Consider the following 13,726-nt stretch of genomic DNA (forward strand, 5'->3'; position numbering starts at 1 on the left):
CTCGTATTTTCGCAGCTTTTGCTCTGATTTTTCCATGTTTTCGTCAGCAAATGTTTTGTATAATAGAAAAGAAAGCGATTTCTAATGCAGCTTATGTTCAGCAAGAAAACCAGTGGACTTGTCGAAGTTGTTGGAAATCTGATAGTAAATAGATGGAGGAAGAAAAGAAATGAAAATCGTTCTAGGCGGAGATTCAACCGTGGCGGATTATCCCCTTGATCAACAGCCAATGATGGGCTGGGGACAAGCTTTACCAAGCTATCTGTCCCCAGAAGTAGACGTACACAATTTTGCGAAAAACGGCAGTACGACTCGTTCGTTTATCGAAGAAGGGTTGTTTAAGCAACTCCTGCAAGAAGTCGAACCGAATACAGTCGTCCTACTGCAATTTGGACATAATGACCAAAAAGAGAAAAATCATGTCACGATGGAGGCGTACATTGCTCATTTGACAGACATGATCCGTCAAATCAAAGAAAAAGCAGGAATTCCTATCCTGTGTACACCTGTTGAACGACGTGTAGGGGAAGAGGGACGACTGGCGCATACGTTGTCAGCATTTTTACCTGTCTTAAGAGAACTTAGTCGAACGGAAGAAGTGGATTTGTTTGATTTAAATCGCTATACCTATCATTATTATGACACATTAGGACTAGAAGCTTCCAAAGCGCTCTTTGTTTGGTTAGCACCGGATGAGCACCCCAATTATCCTGCAGGTCTCGCAGATGATACCCACTTTTCAAAGGTCGGGGCGCATATGATCGCTCGCTATGTAGCGATTCGTTTACAGGCGTTTTTCCATGAGCAACCACTGTTTCCTGATATTTATTACGGCGCCTGCATGTATCCAGAAGTCTGGTCGGAAGAAATCATGCAAAGTGATAGTCAAACGATGAAAACGTTGGGCATGAATTTTGCTAGAATTGGGGAATTCATGTGGCGTGACTTGGAGCCTCAACCTGGAGAATATGATTTTGCGTTGTTGGAACGTGCGCTAGAACAGTACCAAGCAAATGGCATCGATGTTTGCTTATGTATTCCAACGCCAACTCCGCCCCGCTGGTTTACAAAACAGTACCCAGAAGCTTTAATCACTAATCAAGATGGGACGAAGATGCATCATGGCTCAAGACAGCATGTCTGTACCAACAACGAGGACTTTCGCCGCTATGCCTATCGTTTGACGAGAAAAATCGCTGAGATTGCCGAAAAACATGAAAATGTCGTTATGTTGCAATTGGACAATGAGTTTAAATGTCATGTCGATCTATGTTACTGTACGACGTGCCAAACGCGTTGGCATACGTATTTAAAAGACAACTATCAATCCGTGACCAACCTCAACGAGTGTTGGGGCACGAAGGTGTGGAGTGAGTGGTATGACGCATTTGAGGATGTCGTCTTGCCACTAACGACCCCGTTTTTGCATAATTCTTCCCTGATGAATGCCTTTCGCCGCTTTACCACCGATACGTTGAATGAGTTTGCGCATGATCTTTGTCATTTTATCCGAATGGAGACCGCGTTACCCATTACCCATAACTCCGCTTTTGGGTTTAACTTGCAAAATGATGAGCTATTTGCTGATTTAGATATTGCCGGTTTTGATACGTATGCACCGGCAGACAACTATCCAGCGTATACCATGAACTTGGATCGTTGGCGGAATGTCAAACCGCGCAACAAGGAAATGTTATTGTTAGAAACTTGTACCGCCAATGCCGGTCATATTGAAAACTATGCGGCACCTCGTCCTCATGGGTTTGTCACAAGTGAAGCGTTCATTGGCTATGCTGGTCATTTGAAATCCTTCTGTTTTTGGCATTTTCGTGGACATCGCTATGGTGTGGAGCAACCCCATAGCGCCGTGTTAACTGCTTGGGGAGAGCCAGATCGTGGGTATGAAGAGGTAGTTCGGATTGGCGAACTAAGACAACAGATCGCACCACTTTTAGCGGAAACGAAGTATGTATCTGCAAAAATAGCCATCATCTACTCGGACTACTCGAAACGCTTTTACACGATCGATCATGGGGGTATTTATGATTATCGCAGCCTGTTTACCGAATTTTACGGCAGTCTGATTCGCCAAGGGATTCGTGTAGAAATCATTCAAGAAAATAGTCCGTTAGAAGAGTATGATGTTGTTCTTGCCCCATTTGTTCGTTGGATCAGTCCTACCTTGCTGAAAAAATTTGCCGCCTTTACTGAAGCAGGAGGCAAGCTGATTTTAGGCCCGATGACGGGGGATCGGACAAAAGAGCTAGCGTGGCCAGCGACGAATGGCTTAGATCGTTTAGGAGAATGGCTCGGGTTTGACCAAATCCAGCAGTTTACGGTGAAAGGACTGACTTATCAGCTAACCTATGACGGCCTAAAAGAACCTTTGGATCATTTGGTCACAGTTTTTCATTGCCCAGAAGATTGGGAAACGATCGGACGAGGGAATGACCAAACGCTACTAGCTAAGAAACAACTGGCTCAAGGAGAGATCATCTATTTAGGTGCGCTACCTAGCAATTTACCAGACAGTTTGATATGGCAGTCGTTTTGTCACAAAGAACTTTTCCCTTATGAATCAGAGCGCCTGTTGATCAAATGTTCGGAAGGTGTGATGAAGTATCGCCGAGAGTCAGCGACCCATGTCCAACTCTGGATCAGTAACTTAGGGATGACGACAGCTGACTTTACCTTACATCTCCCCGGTTTCGAACGCTTATCAGGTGAAGCGCTGGCGCGGGGTAACCATAGGCTAGAACCTTATGAAAATTTGATTATTGAATGGGAAAAAACAGTAGAAAGCGAGGAGTCAGATGATTCATTTAGCCATCCGAGGGCATGACCTCTCAGGAGAATATACACCCAAGCAGCTAGCACAAGCGGTAGGAGCAAAGAAAATAAGAAACGTTCAGTTTGCCTTGAATGCGTCTTTTCCAGACCTAAGTGCTCCTGAAAAAATGAGTCCAGGTATGGGGACCTTCTTCAAGAATGAATTCCAAGAACAAGGCGTTCAAATCGCTTTGTTAAGTTGTTATAGTAACTTGATTCATCCCGAACCAGAGGAACGAGAGAAAATCTTACAGAAATTTGAGCGCTACTTATTCCATGCCCGTTATTTTGGTGCCAGCATGGTGGCTTCAGAAACAGGCTCAGTCATTGCCGCGCTGGGATATAGCGAAGAGAATTTTTCGGATGAGGTTTTTGAAGACTTGATCCATGTGATCCAGCGACTCGTTCGAGTAGGAGAAAAACATAAAACCATGGTAGGGATCGAAGCAGGAATGAATCATCCGTTGTATTCGAATCAGCGCATCGCCGAGCTGATTGAACGTGTTCCTTCTGATTATCTAGGGATCATTTACGATCCAACGAATTTGATCACCGCAAAAACGGCTGCTGATCAAGTTGCATTGGTAGAAGAAGCGTTTACTCTTTTTGGCGAGAAAATCGTCTGCTTGCACCTAAAGGATTTTCAACTCTCGAGAGAAGAAGTGATCCCTGTCCCGTTAGGTGAAGGACAAATACGGTATCCAGAAATTTTACAGCTTCTGATCAAACACAAGCCATACTGTTACGTGGTGTTAGAAGAAACAAAAGACGCTGGGATCGATCGTGCGGTGGCGTTGATTGAAGGCTTAGATTTAAAAAATTAGCTGGGTGCTTGTGTAAATGATTGTTTAAGAGAACACGGGAGTGATTTTCTTGTTTTCTTCAAAGACGCTGACATTAATGCAAACTTTTATCTAGCATAGAAAAGTTGTTTATGGTGAGATTTCATCTAAACAGCTTTTTTATTTTCATAAAAATAGAAAATGTAAGGTAAGGTTTGCTATTATAGAATAAAAAGAAAGCGTTTTGGAATGTTGCATTCGGATAATAGATCAAATGGAAAAGGATTTAATATTTACGAGACATGTAAAAGAGAGAAAGGAGGGACCAATGGCAAACATGCAAGACGTGGCAAAACTTGCCAATGTATCTGTGACCACCGTCTCACGAGTGATCAATAACAGAAAATATGTCAATGAAGAAACAAAGCAGATTGTGCTAGAAGCAATTCAAACACTTGATTATGTACCAAATGAATTAGCACGGTCCTTTTATTACAATTCCTCAAAGATGATCGGCTTGCTGATCTATGATTTGAAAAATGATTTTTATAATCAATTTATTACCCGAATCGAGTCGCAACTGATTGAGAAAGGCTATAGTTTGATGATTGGTACCACACAAGGAAATCCTGAAAGAGAAGCCTATTTTTTGAACTTGTTTCTCGCAAATAATATTGATGGGTTGATCTTATGTACCAATCTTTGTACGCAAGGTCCATTGTTGCAAAAGGTTCTCAAATTACCTCTAGTGAGTGTGGGTAGAGTCCTTAGCGATGAAGTATCCTCCGTTTCTGCGGATAATACCTCAGGTGGACAGTTGGCAGCACAGATCTTAATCCAAAATCGTTGTCGCGAGATCCTCTTCGTTAATGGACCAAAGACATTACATTCCGTTCAAGAAAAATCAGCTGGTTTTTATCAAGTGATGGACCAATACCCAGAGATCCATGTTCACGAGGTCATACTCGATTTTGTAAATGTCACGCAAACTTCCTTTGATCAACTTTTTCGTCAATGGCCTTCTATCGATGGCATTTTTGCGGCAAGTGATTTTTTGGCAGCCTGCGCTTTACGTTCCCTTCATTCACTGGATAAAAAGGTTGGTGAAGCGATTCAAGTGATTGGTTATGAAAACACCAATGTTTGTCTTTGTACTAACCCTTTGCTTTCGTCCATCGCACGACCTTTAGAGGAGATGGTGGATTGGACGACCCAGCTACTTTTTCAAGAGGTACAAGGAGACAAAACCGCACCAAGACACGTCCTCTTGAAAAATTCATTTGTCCCAAGAGAAACGACTCAATGGAAGTGATGGGAAAAGAAGCAACCGCTTGCAGCTTTCTTTTGATTGTCTTGGGATAGCCGCAATTCTATAATGAAATGGACTGGAATAAATCCAGACTGATGAAGTTGCTAAGTGATAGGTGTTGATAGCTAGTACTATTTTTTCGAAAAAATGGTTCCGTTTACAAAAGATTCTGTAAAATAGCGAACGGTTTGAAGGATAACGCCTCAAGAAGAGTGTACCTAAAATGCGATCACAAAAACAAATTAACCTAAATGTAATAAGAAGGAGTGAATAACCATGTGGAAAGCAAACTATCATACCCACACAACTCGATGCAAACATGCACGGGATTCTGATGAAGACTATGTGATCAAAGCCATCCAAGCTGGCTTTAAGGAAATCGGCTTCGCTGATCATTGTCCCTGGCCCTTTGAGGATGGGTATGTCTCGCCCATGCGGATGGATGTTGCGCAATTGGAAGATTACGTTTCATCGGTGAAAAGCTTACGGGAAAAATATCAAGGACAAATCGATGTGAAATTAGGATTAGAGTGTGAATATTTTGAAACAATGATTCCTTGGCTAGTTGCAGAGAAAGAAAGGCTGTCGATCGACTATTTGATTTTTGGCAATCACTTTCCTGAAATCGAAAGCAATCACTATTACGACCATACACCCGGGGATTCGGTAAAAGCGATCAAAGATTATCTCCGTGTTTCTTTACAAGGGATCGAATCAGAAATTTTTGCTTATATGGCACACCCAGATGTGTTTATGCGGGGCTATAAAACCTTCGATTCCCATTGCGAAGAAGTTGCTTACCGTTTATGCGAAAAAGCCAAAGAGTATCAGCTGCCATTGGAGTATAATTTGGCGGGCTATACGAATGGTGGCTATCCGCATCCTGAATTTTGGAAGATCGCTAAGGAAGTAGGCTGCTCTTGTATTATTGGGATCGATGCCCACGAGAGTGCGGCTTTCACAAATACAGAAATTTACGAAAGAGCTCTTTTAGAAATCGATGCCTTAGGATTAACAAGGATCGATCGGCTCTTCTTTGCGTGAAGGAAAGAAAGTTGATTGTTTTGGAAATAAACATGGACGCCAGTGGGGATCACTAGCGTCCATGTTTATTAGAATTGCCATTCTTGAATTTTTTTCAAGAGTACCGCTTTGTCGGAAGCTTCCGCAAAGGAATGCTGAGCGGCAGTTACGTTTAAGAAGCGCATCTCTGATTCGGTCATGTTGCAATGATGAGCCATTTGCAGGTATTCATTGGTCAATGTCGTGTTTGAGACCGTTCGGTTATCGGTATTCAAACAAAAAGGGACCTTGGCTTCTAGCCATTCTCTTAATGGGTATGCCGAGTATGTGGGAATCGCACGAGTATGAACATTGCTGGTAGGACAGCCTTCGATACAGCGCGTTTGTTCTCGAACAAACGCTTGGGCAGTGTGATCTCCTTTTAAGGCGATGCCGTGGCCAATCCGCTGCGCACCGCTTTCGATAGCTTGATAAATGTTTTGCACACAGCCGCATTCGCCTGCATGTAAGGTCAGCTGGACACTTTGGTTCTTGAGGAACACTTGATAGCTAGCAGCTAAATCAGGGACGTACCCGTCTTCTTCTGGACCTGCTAGATCAATACCGACTACTTTTTCATCGGTAAGAGCGATCGCTTCATCAAAAATCGCCGTAATAGCTGGTAGGTCTTCTTGACGCATCCCAATGACCAAAACATTGCCTTTGATTGGGTAGCGTTTTTCTGCTCGTGCGATGCCTTCGATCACGGCTTGGATGGTCTGGCTGCAAGTGAGTCCTTTGTCCATCGATAAGCTGGGGGCAAAGCGGATCTCAATATAAGCGACCCCATCTTGAGCGGCTTGTTCCATCACGTCATAGGCAGCAGCTGCTAACGCTTCTTGTGTTTGCAAATACGGCCGAACGAAATCAAAGCAGCTAAGATAATCCCTCAGGTCATGACAATCTTTGGGGGCTTGCATCTGTGCTTTCACAGCTTCGATGTCTTGCTCGATCGGTAGTTCTTGCTGATTGGCGATGGCGATCAATGTTTCTGGACGAATGGAACCGTCGAGATGGCAGTGAAGTTCTACTTTGGGAAATGCTTGGATTTGTTGTTGAGTAAGCACAGTGTTCCTCCTGTCTAGGTCGAATTTTTTTTAAGTATGAATATAGCATACTTCCAAAGCCCATGCTACCCAAAAAAGGAAATTCTCATAGAAAGCAAAACAGCAACCGCGAATTACTTGTGCGGCTGCTGGTTTTATTGTGGGAGAGTGGCTCAAATCAATTCCGATAGATCGGTAAAAGGCAATGACAGATCGTGAGCGGCTTCTTTTGAAGTAAATGCGCCCTCATAGGCGATGACCCCTTTGGCAAGGGCCTCGTTTTCTCGCAACGCTGCTAAAGGGTTTTTCGCTAGCTGCTGGGCATACGGTAATGTGGCAATGCTCAATGCGATGGTTGCCGTTTGCGGCACAGCTCCCGGCATATTCGCCACTGCATAGTGAATAACTTCTTCCCGGATATAGGTTGGCTCGTCGTGGGTGGTGACTTTGTCTTCAGTCTCGAAAATTCCGCCTTGGTCAATGGCAATATCGACGATCACGGATTTTTCAGGCATCTGTTTCACCATGTCGCGGGTCACTAAGCACGGGGCTTTTTGTCCTGGCAATAAAACTGCTCCTACCACCAAGTCTGCGGATTGGATCGTTCGCTCGATATTCAAACGATTGGAATACAAAGTTTGGACTTGACCAGAAAATTGTCGATCCAGCTCTTGTAAGCGTGGGATTGAAACGTCTAAAATTGTCACTTGTGCGCCTAGACCTACGGCGACTCTCGCGGCATTCTCGCCGGCAACGCCACCACCAATGATCGTTACCCGACCTTGACGGACGCCGGGAACACCCGAGAGCAGGATCCCTTTTCCGCCATAAATTTTTTCGAGAAATTGCGCGCCAATTTGAACAGACATTCTTCCAGCGATCTCACTCATGGGAGACAGTAAAGGCAGGGTGCCGTTCGCCAGCTGGACGTTCTCATAAGCAACAGCGATCACTTTGCTGTCGATCAACGCTTGAGCAAGCTGTTGATTGGCGGCTACGTGGAAATAGGTGAATAAAACCAGTCCCTCATGCAAAAAGGGGTATTCTTCTGGTAAAGGTTCTTTGACTTTCATAACCAATTCAGAGGCCCAAACCTCTTCAACGGTAGCAATCGTAGCGCCGACTTCCTGATACGCTTGATCAGAAAAGGTTGATCCTACACCAGCGCCTTGTTCAACGAAGACTTCGTGTCCGTCTTGGACTAACTCATAGACTCCGGAGGGCGGCAATGCCACACGATTTTCATTGTTCTTAATTTCTTTGGGGATACCGATTTTCATAGATTTCACACCTTTCTTTCTTCCATTATAATAGAAAGCGGATTCCCAAAGGGAGAAAAAAGGGTTTTTTTATTAAAAAAATAAGATCCAGTTGCTGCTTTCGGGACGACAAAGAAAAAAGCCCCACAATGGGACTTTTTTCGAACAATCAGCTGAAGGTCCAAAAGCGTAAGCTTTGATCAGCGATTTCATCTAGTGTGTAGTAAGTAGCGTAGTGGGATTTTTCCGGATCATCATTGGGATCTAAGACAAACACTTGATCGCCCATCATTCCACCTAAGACCATGATATGGCCGCCATCTGTAAATTCCCCTGGGGTCATAGAAACGATGACGGGATGATTTTGTTGCAAGTAGGCTTCAACGCTAGCTAGGTCAGTACTAAGATCATAATAGTTGTAGCCGTTTGCATCGGCAAAGTCAGAAAAAATCCGCCAGTCCGTTCCTTGGCCGTCAACGTAATAATGATCTCCTGCCCAATCAAGGACTTCCGGTGGCGTAATGTAATAGCCTTCAAGATAGGATTGAACCATCGCAAGAGAAGCGATCGCACAGCCGTTTTCTGCTAAGGTTTGGCTGCCGTCATTGCCATAGGATCTATCGGCCCATTCTTCGTTCGTCTGCAGGAAAATCGGTGTTGTGATGTCCATTTCCCCTAAGTAAGCATTGATATCTTCACTAAAAATAGCTTGAGAGTAAATATATTCGTCGTCATAACTCTCATCATAGGCAACGACGGTGTGCACGTGTTCGGACAACTCTCCGTACAACACGTGATGAGAGATTCGATTGAACCCTATCCAAATCAACACCAATCCTGCTAAAACAATCATTGGCCGACGCTTTCGATAAACATCTGTCTGTTTTTGCATTTTTCCCTCCTTGTTTTACGAATCGTACGTATTCATCCTGTTCTTTTAAGTAAAACAAAGGAGGGGGAGCTTGTCATCGGCCTACAGACCGATTCCACGATCAACTTTCAAATGCCTCTAGTTCTAAGCTAGTATGTTCCCATGCTTCTAATAGGGCTTCTTGTTCAGTGCGGGCTTGTTCTAACGCTTGATTCAACGCGGTCAATTTTACATGATCATTCAACGCTTCTGGTGCGGTCATGTCTTGTTCCAGTTGCTGGATCGTTTCTTCTATCGTGGCAAGCTCTTCTTCGATTTGGGCGACTTTTCGCTGTAAGGTTCTAACGGCTTTTTGCTGTTCTTTGCTTTGGACAAAGTTTTGCTTGCCCGCTGAGATGGTGGTTTCGGTTGTTTTTGCTTCCAACATTGCTGCGATCTCAGCTTCTTCTTGTTTCTTTTCTAAATAATAATCGTAATCGCCTAGATAGAGCTTGCTGCCGTTTTCAGACAGTTCCACGACCTTGGTGGCGATTCGATTGATAAAGTAGCGGTCATGAGATACGAAGAACAACGTGCCTTCATAATCGATCAGGGCATTTTCTAAGACTTCTTTGCTGTCGATGTCTAAATGGTTGGTTGGCTCATCCAAAATCAAGAAATTGTCATGGTCCATGGCTAATTTTGCCAAAGCGACACGGGCTTTTTCGCCACCGCTTAACAGCGTGATCGGCTTTTCAACATCTTCTCCCGAAAATAAGAAGCTGCCTAATATATTGCGAATCTCGACTTCAGGTGTGGTACTGTGGTCATCCCAAAGCTCATGGAGGATCGTTTTTGTTGAGTGCAGATCGGATTGAGTTTGGTCATAGTACCCGATTGAAACATTGGCGCCAAAATGCACCTTTCCTTGAATAAAGGGGATTTTATGAATCAGCGATTTCAGTAAGGTTGACTTGCCGATCCCATTCGGCCCCACTAAAGCGATCGCATCTTTGCGACGAACATCTAAGTCGATGGGCGCCGATAAAACTTCTTCTTCAGAATAACCGATAGCGGCATTTTCTACTTGCATCACAACATTTCCTGAAGGTTTTTCAATGGAAAAAAGGAAGTGGGCGGATTTTTCATCTCCTTGCGGGCGATCCAACCGGTCCATTTTCTCTAATTGCTTACGGCGACTTTGCGCGCGTTTGGTGGTAGAGGCACGGACAAGGTTGCGGGCAACAAAGTCTTCCAGTTTATTGATTTCTTCTTGCTGCTTTTCAAAGGCTTTCCATTCGCTTTGCAGCTGTTCAGCTTTCAAGGTCAAATAGCGGCTGTAATTGCCTTTGTAGTGGCGCATTTTTTGCCGACTCAGTTCGTAGACTTCGTTGACAACTTTGTCTAAGAAGTAACGGTCATGGGAAACGATCAGCAACGCACCGGCATATCCTTGTAGATAGTTTTCCAACCAAGATAACGTTTCGATGTCTAAATGGTTGGTCGGCTCATCGAGGATCAAGATATCAGGTTTTTGCAGCAGCATTTTTGCTAATGCCAAGCGGGTTTTTTGACCACCGGAAAGGGTATCGATCGGCTGTGTGTAAAAAGAAGGATCAAACTGAAAACCGTGCAAGACGGAGCGAATTTCATTTTCATAGCCATAGCCGTTTTTTTCTGCAAATTCATGTTGCAATTGATCGTATTCTTTCAGAAGATTGCCAGAGTCAGCAGCAGGATCTGCTTCGGAGATGGCGATCTCTAAGGTACGCATGCGCTGCTCCATCTGTCGAACCGTTGCAAAAGCTCCTAGCATTTCTTCCCAAACGGTGGCCTGACTAGCAAGTCCGGTATCTTGAGCTAAGTAGCCCATCGTAGCGGTCTTGTTTTTAGCGATCGTTCCTTTATCAGGACTTTCGAGTCCAGCAATAATTTTCAGCAGCGTTGATTTACCAGCACCGTTGCGCCCAACAAGCGCGATTCGGGAATTGCTGGCAATCTCTAATTGGATATTTTCAAATAAAACCTCGGCTCCGAAAAGACGGGCGATTTGGTTGGCTTGTAATAAAATCATGTGTATGTCATTCCTATCTTTAAGAAACTTGTCTGTATCAAGGTTACAATACTACAAGTCTATCATATTTTAGGGGAAACGGCGATTGGGAAAAAGTTTGATTTTACCATTATAAAATTTATATTTCAAATTATGAGCATTCAAATTGATTTTTGAACAATGTATTTGTTATGATAGCTTCATCACAAGTGAATTTTTCACAATGGGGGAGTATTCTTTGAAAGATCATCAAATTCCAAAGGCAACAGCGAAGCGATTGCCTTTATATTATCGTTACTTGCGTATTTTGCACCAAGCTGGCAAATTAAAAGTTTCTTCGACCGAACTAAGTGAAGCTGTTCAAGTTGATAGTGCGACGATCCGCCGCGACTTTTCCTACTTTGGTGAATTAGGAAAACGCGGCTATGGCTATGACGTTGAAAGCTTGATGCAGTTCTTTGCGAAGACATTGAACGAAGACCACATGACGAATGTAGCTTTAGTCGGTGTCGGAAACTTGGGGAGCGCCTTGTTGAAATACAAATTTCACCAAAGCAACAGCATTCGGATCAGTGCTGCATTTGATGTCAATGAAGATCTAGTTGGTCGAATCGTAGATGGTGTGCCGGTCTATCCAATGGATGACATGAAGGAACAAGTGAAGATCCAGCAGATCGATGTGGCTATTTTGACGGTTCCCGCACAACATTCACAAGATTTAGTGAACGAGCTTGTGAAAGCTGGCATTAAAGGAATCTTGAACTTTACACCTGCACGGATCACTGCACCAAAAGGCGTGCTGATTCAAAACGTTGACTTAACCAATGAATTGCAAACATTGATTTATTTCTTGCATTCAGGCAACGTCTTGTCCCATGAAGAACCAGTAGAAGAACCATCACTAAGCGAATAATCGCATCACATAAATAGGAACCAGCAAAACAGCTGCCAGATCGTAGTATATACAAGGATCTGACAGCTGTTTTTTGCTTTCATTCACTGAACTTACTCGTCTAACTGGTCAAAAAGTGATTCGTAAGAATCTTGCTCTTCAACGCTTGTGAGTGCTTCTTGATACCGCAAGATTTGTTGAGTCAAACGTGTGAAATCGATGATGCGGGCTTCGCGATGCACTTCTTTCCCATTTGCGAACAAGAGGACGACGGGAACCGTCAAGACCGAAAATAAACTGGCTGCTTCTGGCTCTGTCAGCGTGTTGATGGTAAATAGTGGGAGTTGTTGGGTTTGTGCCAGTGTTTGGATGCGTGGTTTGTCCGCAACACAAATACTGCAATTTGGTTGAGAGAGATAGAGTAGTGCCAACGGATGTTGGGCGAGCCTCTCTTGGATCGGTTGATTTTTTTGCATAAGTCATTCCTCCATGGAAAATGTACGCTGTTCTTGAGGAAAAGTCAAAATATCTGATAGTTGCTGATCATTTAGGTGAACAAGAAGGATTTAAAGATAAGGAAAATCTAAAGCAACGATTAAAAAAACAGACTGCTTTAAAAAAAACGTTGTATAAAAAAAGGAAAAAACGTATAGTAATTCCAGCGTTTCGAATTTATTGATAAAGAAGGTTAAAGTTATGTTTCAGGCATTACCGAATTCTGTCCTGCAAATGAGTGTTATTTTTTTATCTATCGTCATTGAAGCCTTGCCCTTTGTCCTATTGGGCTGCTTGATATCAGGTGCTTTACAAGTCTTCTTGACGCCAGAAAGAGTCACGAGACTCTTACCAAAAAACAAATTGGCATCGATCACTGTTGGTTGTGGCCTGGGGGTCTTTTTTCCTTCCTGCGAGTGTGGGATCGTACCGATCGTTAATCAGTTCGTAAAAAAAGAAGTGCCAGTGTATACGGCGTTTGCCTTTATGCTGACTGCACCGATCATCAATCCTATCGTGATTTTTTCGACATTCATTGCCTTTGGAAATTCCGCGAAGTTCGCCTTTTTGCGTGTACTGGGCAGCTTATTGGTCGCAATGGTCGTGGGGATCTGGCTGGCGTATTTTAACAAACAAGAGGTCTTAAAAACACGGCTTGCCAATCAATTAAGTGGCGGGAATGAGCAAGTAGCTCACCCACACCATCATGGGCATGATCACGCCCACCATCAAACAGAAAAGACCAGTCATCCGCTTCTTCGGCAGATTCGTCATTTGCTACAGCATAGTTTGGATGAGTTTTTCGATACTGGGCGTTATTTGATCATTGGTGCGTTGATCGCCTCAGCGATGCAGACCTATCTGCCAACTGGCTTGATGCTGACATTAGGCTCCACGAAGCTGTTAGCGGTTTTCGTCATGCTGCTGTTGGCACTGACATTATCCCTATGTTCCGAAGCAGATGCCTTTATCGGCTCTTCGTTGTTGAGTTTATTCGGCACTGGACCAGTCGTCGGTTTCCTGGTTTTTGGTCCAATGGTAGATATTAAAAACCTGTTGATGATGAAGCGGTACTTTTCGGGGCGTTTTATCGCTTCTCTGGTTGGTTTAGTCGCAATCGTCGTTTCAATTTATGCATGGGTGGTGTAA

Annotated in this window: 11 protein-coding genes; 6 read left to right on the forward strand and 5 right to left on the reverse strand. The window is 43.7% G+C overall.

Going from position 1 to position 13,726, the window contains the following annotated elements:
* Positions 1–169 precede the first annotated feature (169 nt).
* From IGI88_RS11515 to IGI88_RS11530, 4 genes are all read left to right on the forward strand, one after another.
* Complete coding sequence (locus tag IGI88_RS11515) at positions 170–2,842, forward strand: beta-galactosidase (RefSeq protein ID WP_086316498.1); 2,673 nt, start codon at positions 170–172, stop codon at positions 2,840–2,842.
* The gene (locus IGI88_RS11520) at positions 2,814–3,653 is read left to right on the forward strand and encodes a sugar phosphate isomerase/epimerase family protein (RefSeq protein WP_008380772.1); all 840 of its coding nucleotides are present in this window, start codon (positions 2,814–2,816) and stop codon (positions 3,651–3,653) included. Before IGI88_RS11515 ends, IGI88_RS11520 begins: the two co-directional genes overlap by 29 nt.
* A gap of 286 nt (positions 3,654–3,939) precedes the next feature.
* Positions 3,940–4,923, forward strand: coding sequence for a LacI family DNA-binding transcriptional regulator (locus IGI88_RS11525; protein ID WP_223347119.1), 984 nt, complete (start codon positions 3,940–3,942; stop codon positions 4,921–4,923).
* A gap of 273 nt (positions 4,924–5,196) precedes the next feature.
* On the forward strand, positions 5,197–5,964 hold the full coding sequence (locus tag IGI88_RS11530) for a histidinol-phosphatase (protein WP_086316497.1): 768 nt from the start codon (positions 5,197–5,199) through the stop codon (positions 5,962–5,964).
* Positions 5,965–6,032: 68 nt separating this feature from the next.
* Here IGI88_RS11530 and add read toward each other — a convergent pair whose 3' ends face one another.
* The 4 genes from add to IGI88_RS11550 form a co-directional block, all read right to left on the reverse strand.
* A complete protein-coding gene (gene add, locus IGI88_RS11535) occupies positions 6,033–7,049 on the reverse strand; it encodes an adenosine deaminase (protein WP_008380779.1) in 1,017 nt (338 codons plus the stop codon).
* Between the two features lie 152 nt (positions 7,050–7,201).
* Complete coding sequence (gene ald / locus IGI88_RS11540) at positions 7,202–8,308, reverse strand: alanine dehydrogenase (protein ID WP_194199252.1); 1,107 nt, start codon at positions 8,306–8,308, stop codon at positions 7,202–7,204.
* 148 nt (positions 8,309–8,456) lie between these two features.
* Positions 8,457–9,179 carry a C39 family peptidase gene (locus IGI88_RS11545; protein ID WP_008380783.1) on the reverse strand — a complete coding sequence of 241 codons (723 nt, stop codon included), beginning with the start codon at positions 9,177–9,179 and terminating at the stop codon, positions 8,457–8,459.
* Between the two features lie 100 nt (positions 9,180–9,279).
* On the reverse strand, positions 9,280–11,211 hold the full coding sequence (locus IGI88_RS11550; RefSeq protein WP_008380786.1) for an ABC-F family ATP-binding cassette domain-containing protein: 1,932 nt from the start codon (positions 11,209–11,211) through the stop codon (positions 9,280–9,282).
* 217 nt (positions 11,212–11,428) lie between these two features.
* Here IGI88_RS11550 and IGI88_RS11555 point away from each other — a divergent pair, with 217 nt between their 5' ends.
* Positions 11,429–12,103 carry a redox-sensing transcriptional repressor Rex gene (locus IGI88_RS11555; RefSeq protein WP_005228549.1) on the forward strand — a complete coding sequence of 225 codons (675 nt, stop codon included), beginning with the start codon at positions 11,429–11,431 and terminating at the stop codon, positions 12,101–12,103.
* A gap of 92 nt (positions 12,104–12,195) precedes the next feature.
* On the opposite strand, the gene IGI88_RS11560 is transcribed toward IGI88_RS11555, so the two are convergent.
* Positions 12,196–12,558 (reverse strand): thioredoxin family protein, encoded by a 363-nt coding sequence (locus IGI88_RS11560; protein ID WP_008380790.1) that lies wholly within the window; start codon positions 12,556–12,558, stop codon positions 12,196–12,198.
* A 220-nt stretch (positions 12,559–12,778) separates the two neighbouring features.
* On the opposite strand from IGI88_RS11560, the gene IGI88_RS11565 reads away from it, so the two are divergent.
* Positions 12,779–13,726, forward strand: coding sequence for a permease (locus tag IGI88_RS11565; RefSeq protein ID WP_008380792.1), 948 nt, complete (start codon positions 12,779–12,781; stop codon positions 13,724–13,726).

It is taken from the genome of Enterococcus sp. AZ179 (assembly GCF_050498885.1).
GTDB lineage: Bacteria > Bacillota > Bacilli > Lactobacillales > Enterococcaceae > Enterococcus_D > Enterococcus_D entomosocium.

Bases quoted from the DNA above. Each gene is read 5' to 3' on its own strand.
- IGI88_RS11515 (WP_086316498.1), top strand. From the start codon at position 170: ATGAAAATCGTTCTAGGCGGAGATTCAACCGTGGCGGATTATCCCCTT.
- IGI88_RS11520 (WP_008380772.1), top strand. From the start codon at position 2,814: ATGATTCATTTAGCCATCCGAGGGCATGACCTCTCAGGAGAATATACA.
- IGI88_RS11525 (WP_223347119.1), top strand. From the start codon at position 3,940: ATGGCAAACATGCAAGACGTGGCAAAACTTGCCAATGTATCTGTGACC.
- IGI88_RS11530 (WP_086316497.1), top strand. From the start codon at position 5,197: ATGTGGAAAGCAAACTATCATACCCACACAACTCGATGCAAACATGCA.
- ald (WP_194199252.1), bottom strand. From the start codon at position 8,308: ATGAAAATCGGTATCCCCAAAGAAATTAAGAACAATGAAAATCGTGTG.
- IGI88_RS11545 (WP_008380783.1), bottom strand. From the start codon at position 9,179: ATGCAAAAACAGACAGATGTTTATCGAAAGCGTCGGCCAATGATTGTT.
- IGI88_RS11550 (WP_008380786.1), bottom strand. From the start codon at position 11,211: ATGATTTTATTACAAGCCAACCAAATCGCCCGTCTTTTCGGAGCCGAG.
- IGI88_RS11560 (WP_008380790.1), bottom strand. From the start codon at position 12,558: ATGCAAAAAAATCAACCGATCCAAGAGAGGCTCGCCCAACATCCGTTG.
- IGI88_RS11565 (WP_008380792.1), top strand. From the start codon at position 12,779: ATGTTTCAGGCATTACCGAATTCTGTCCTGCAAATGAGTGTTATTTTT.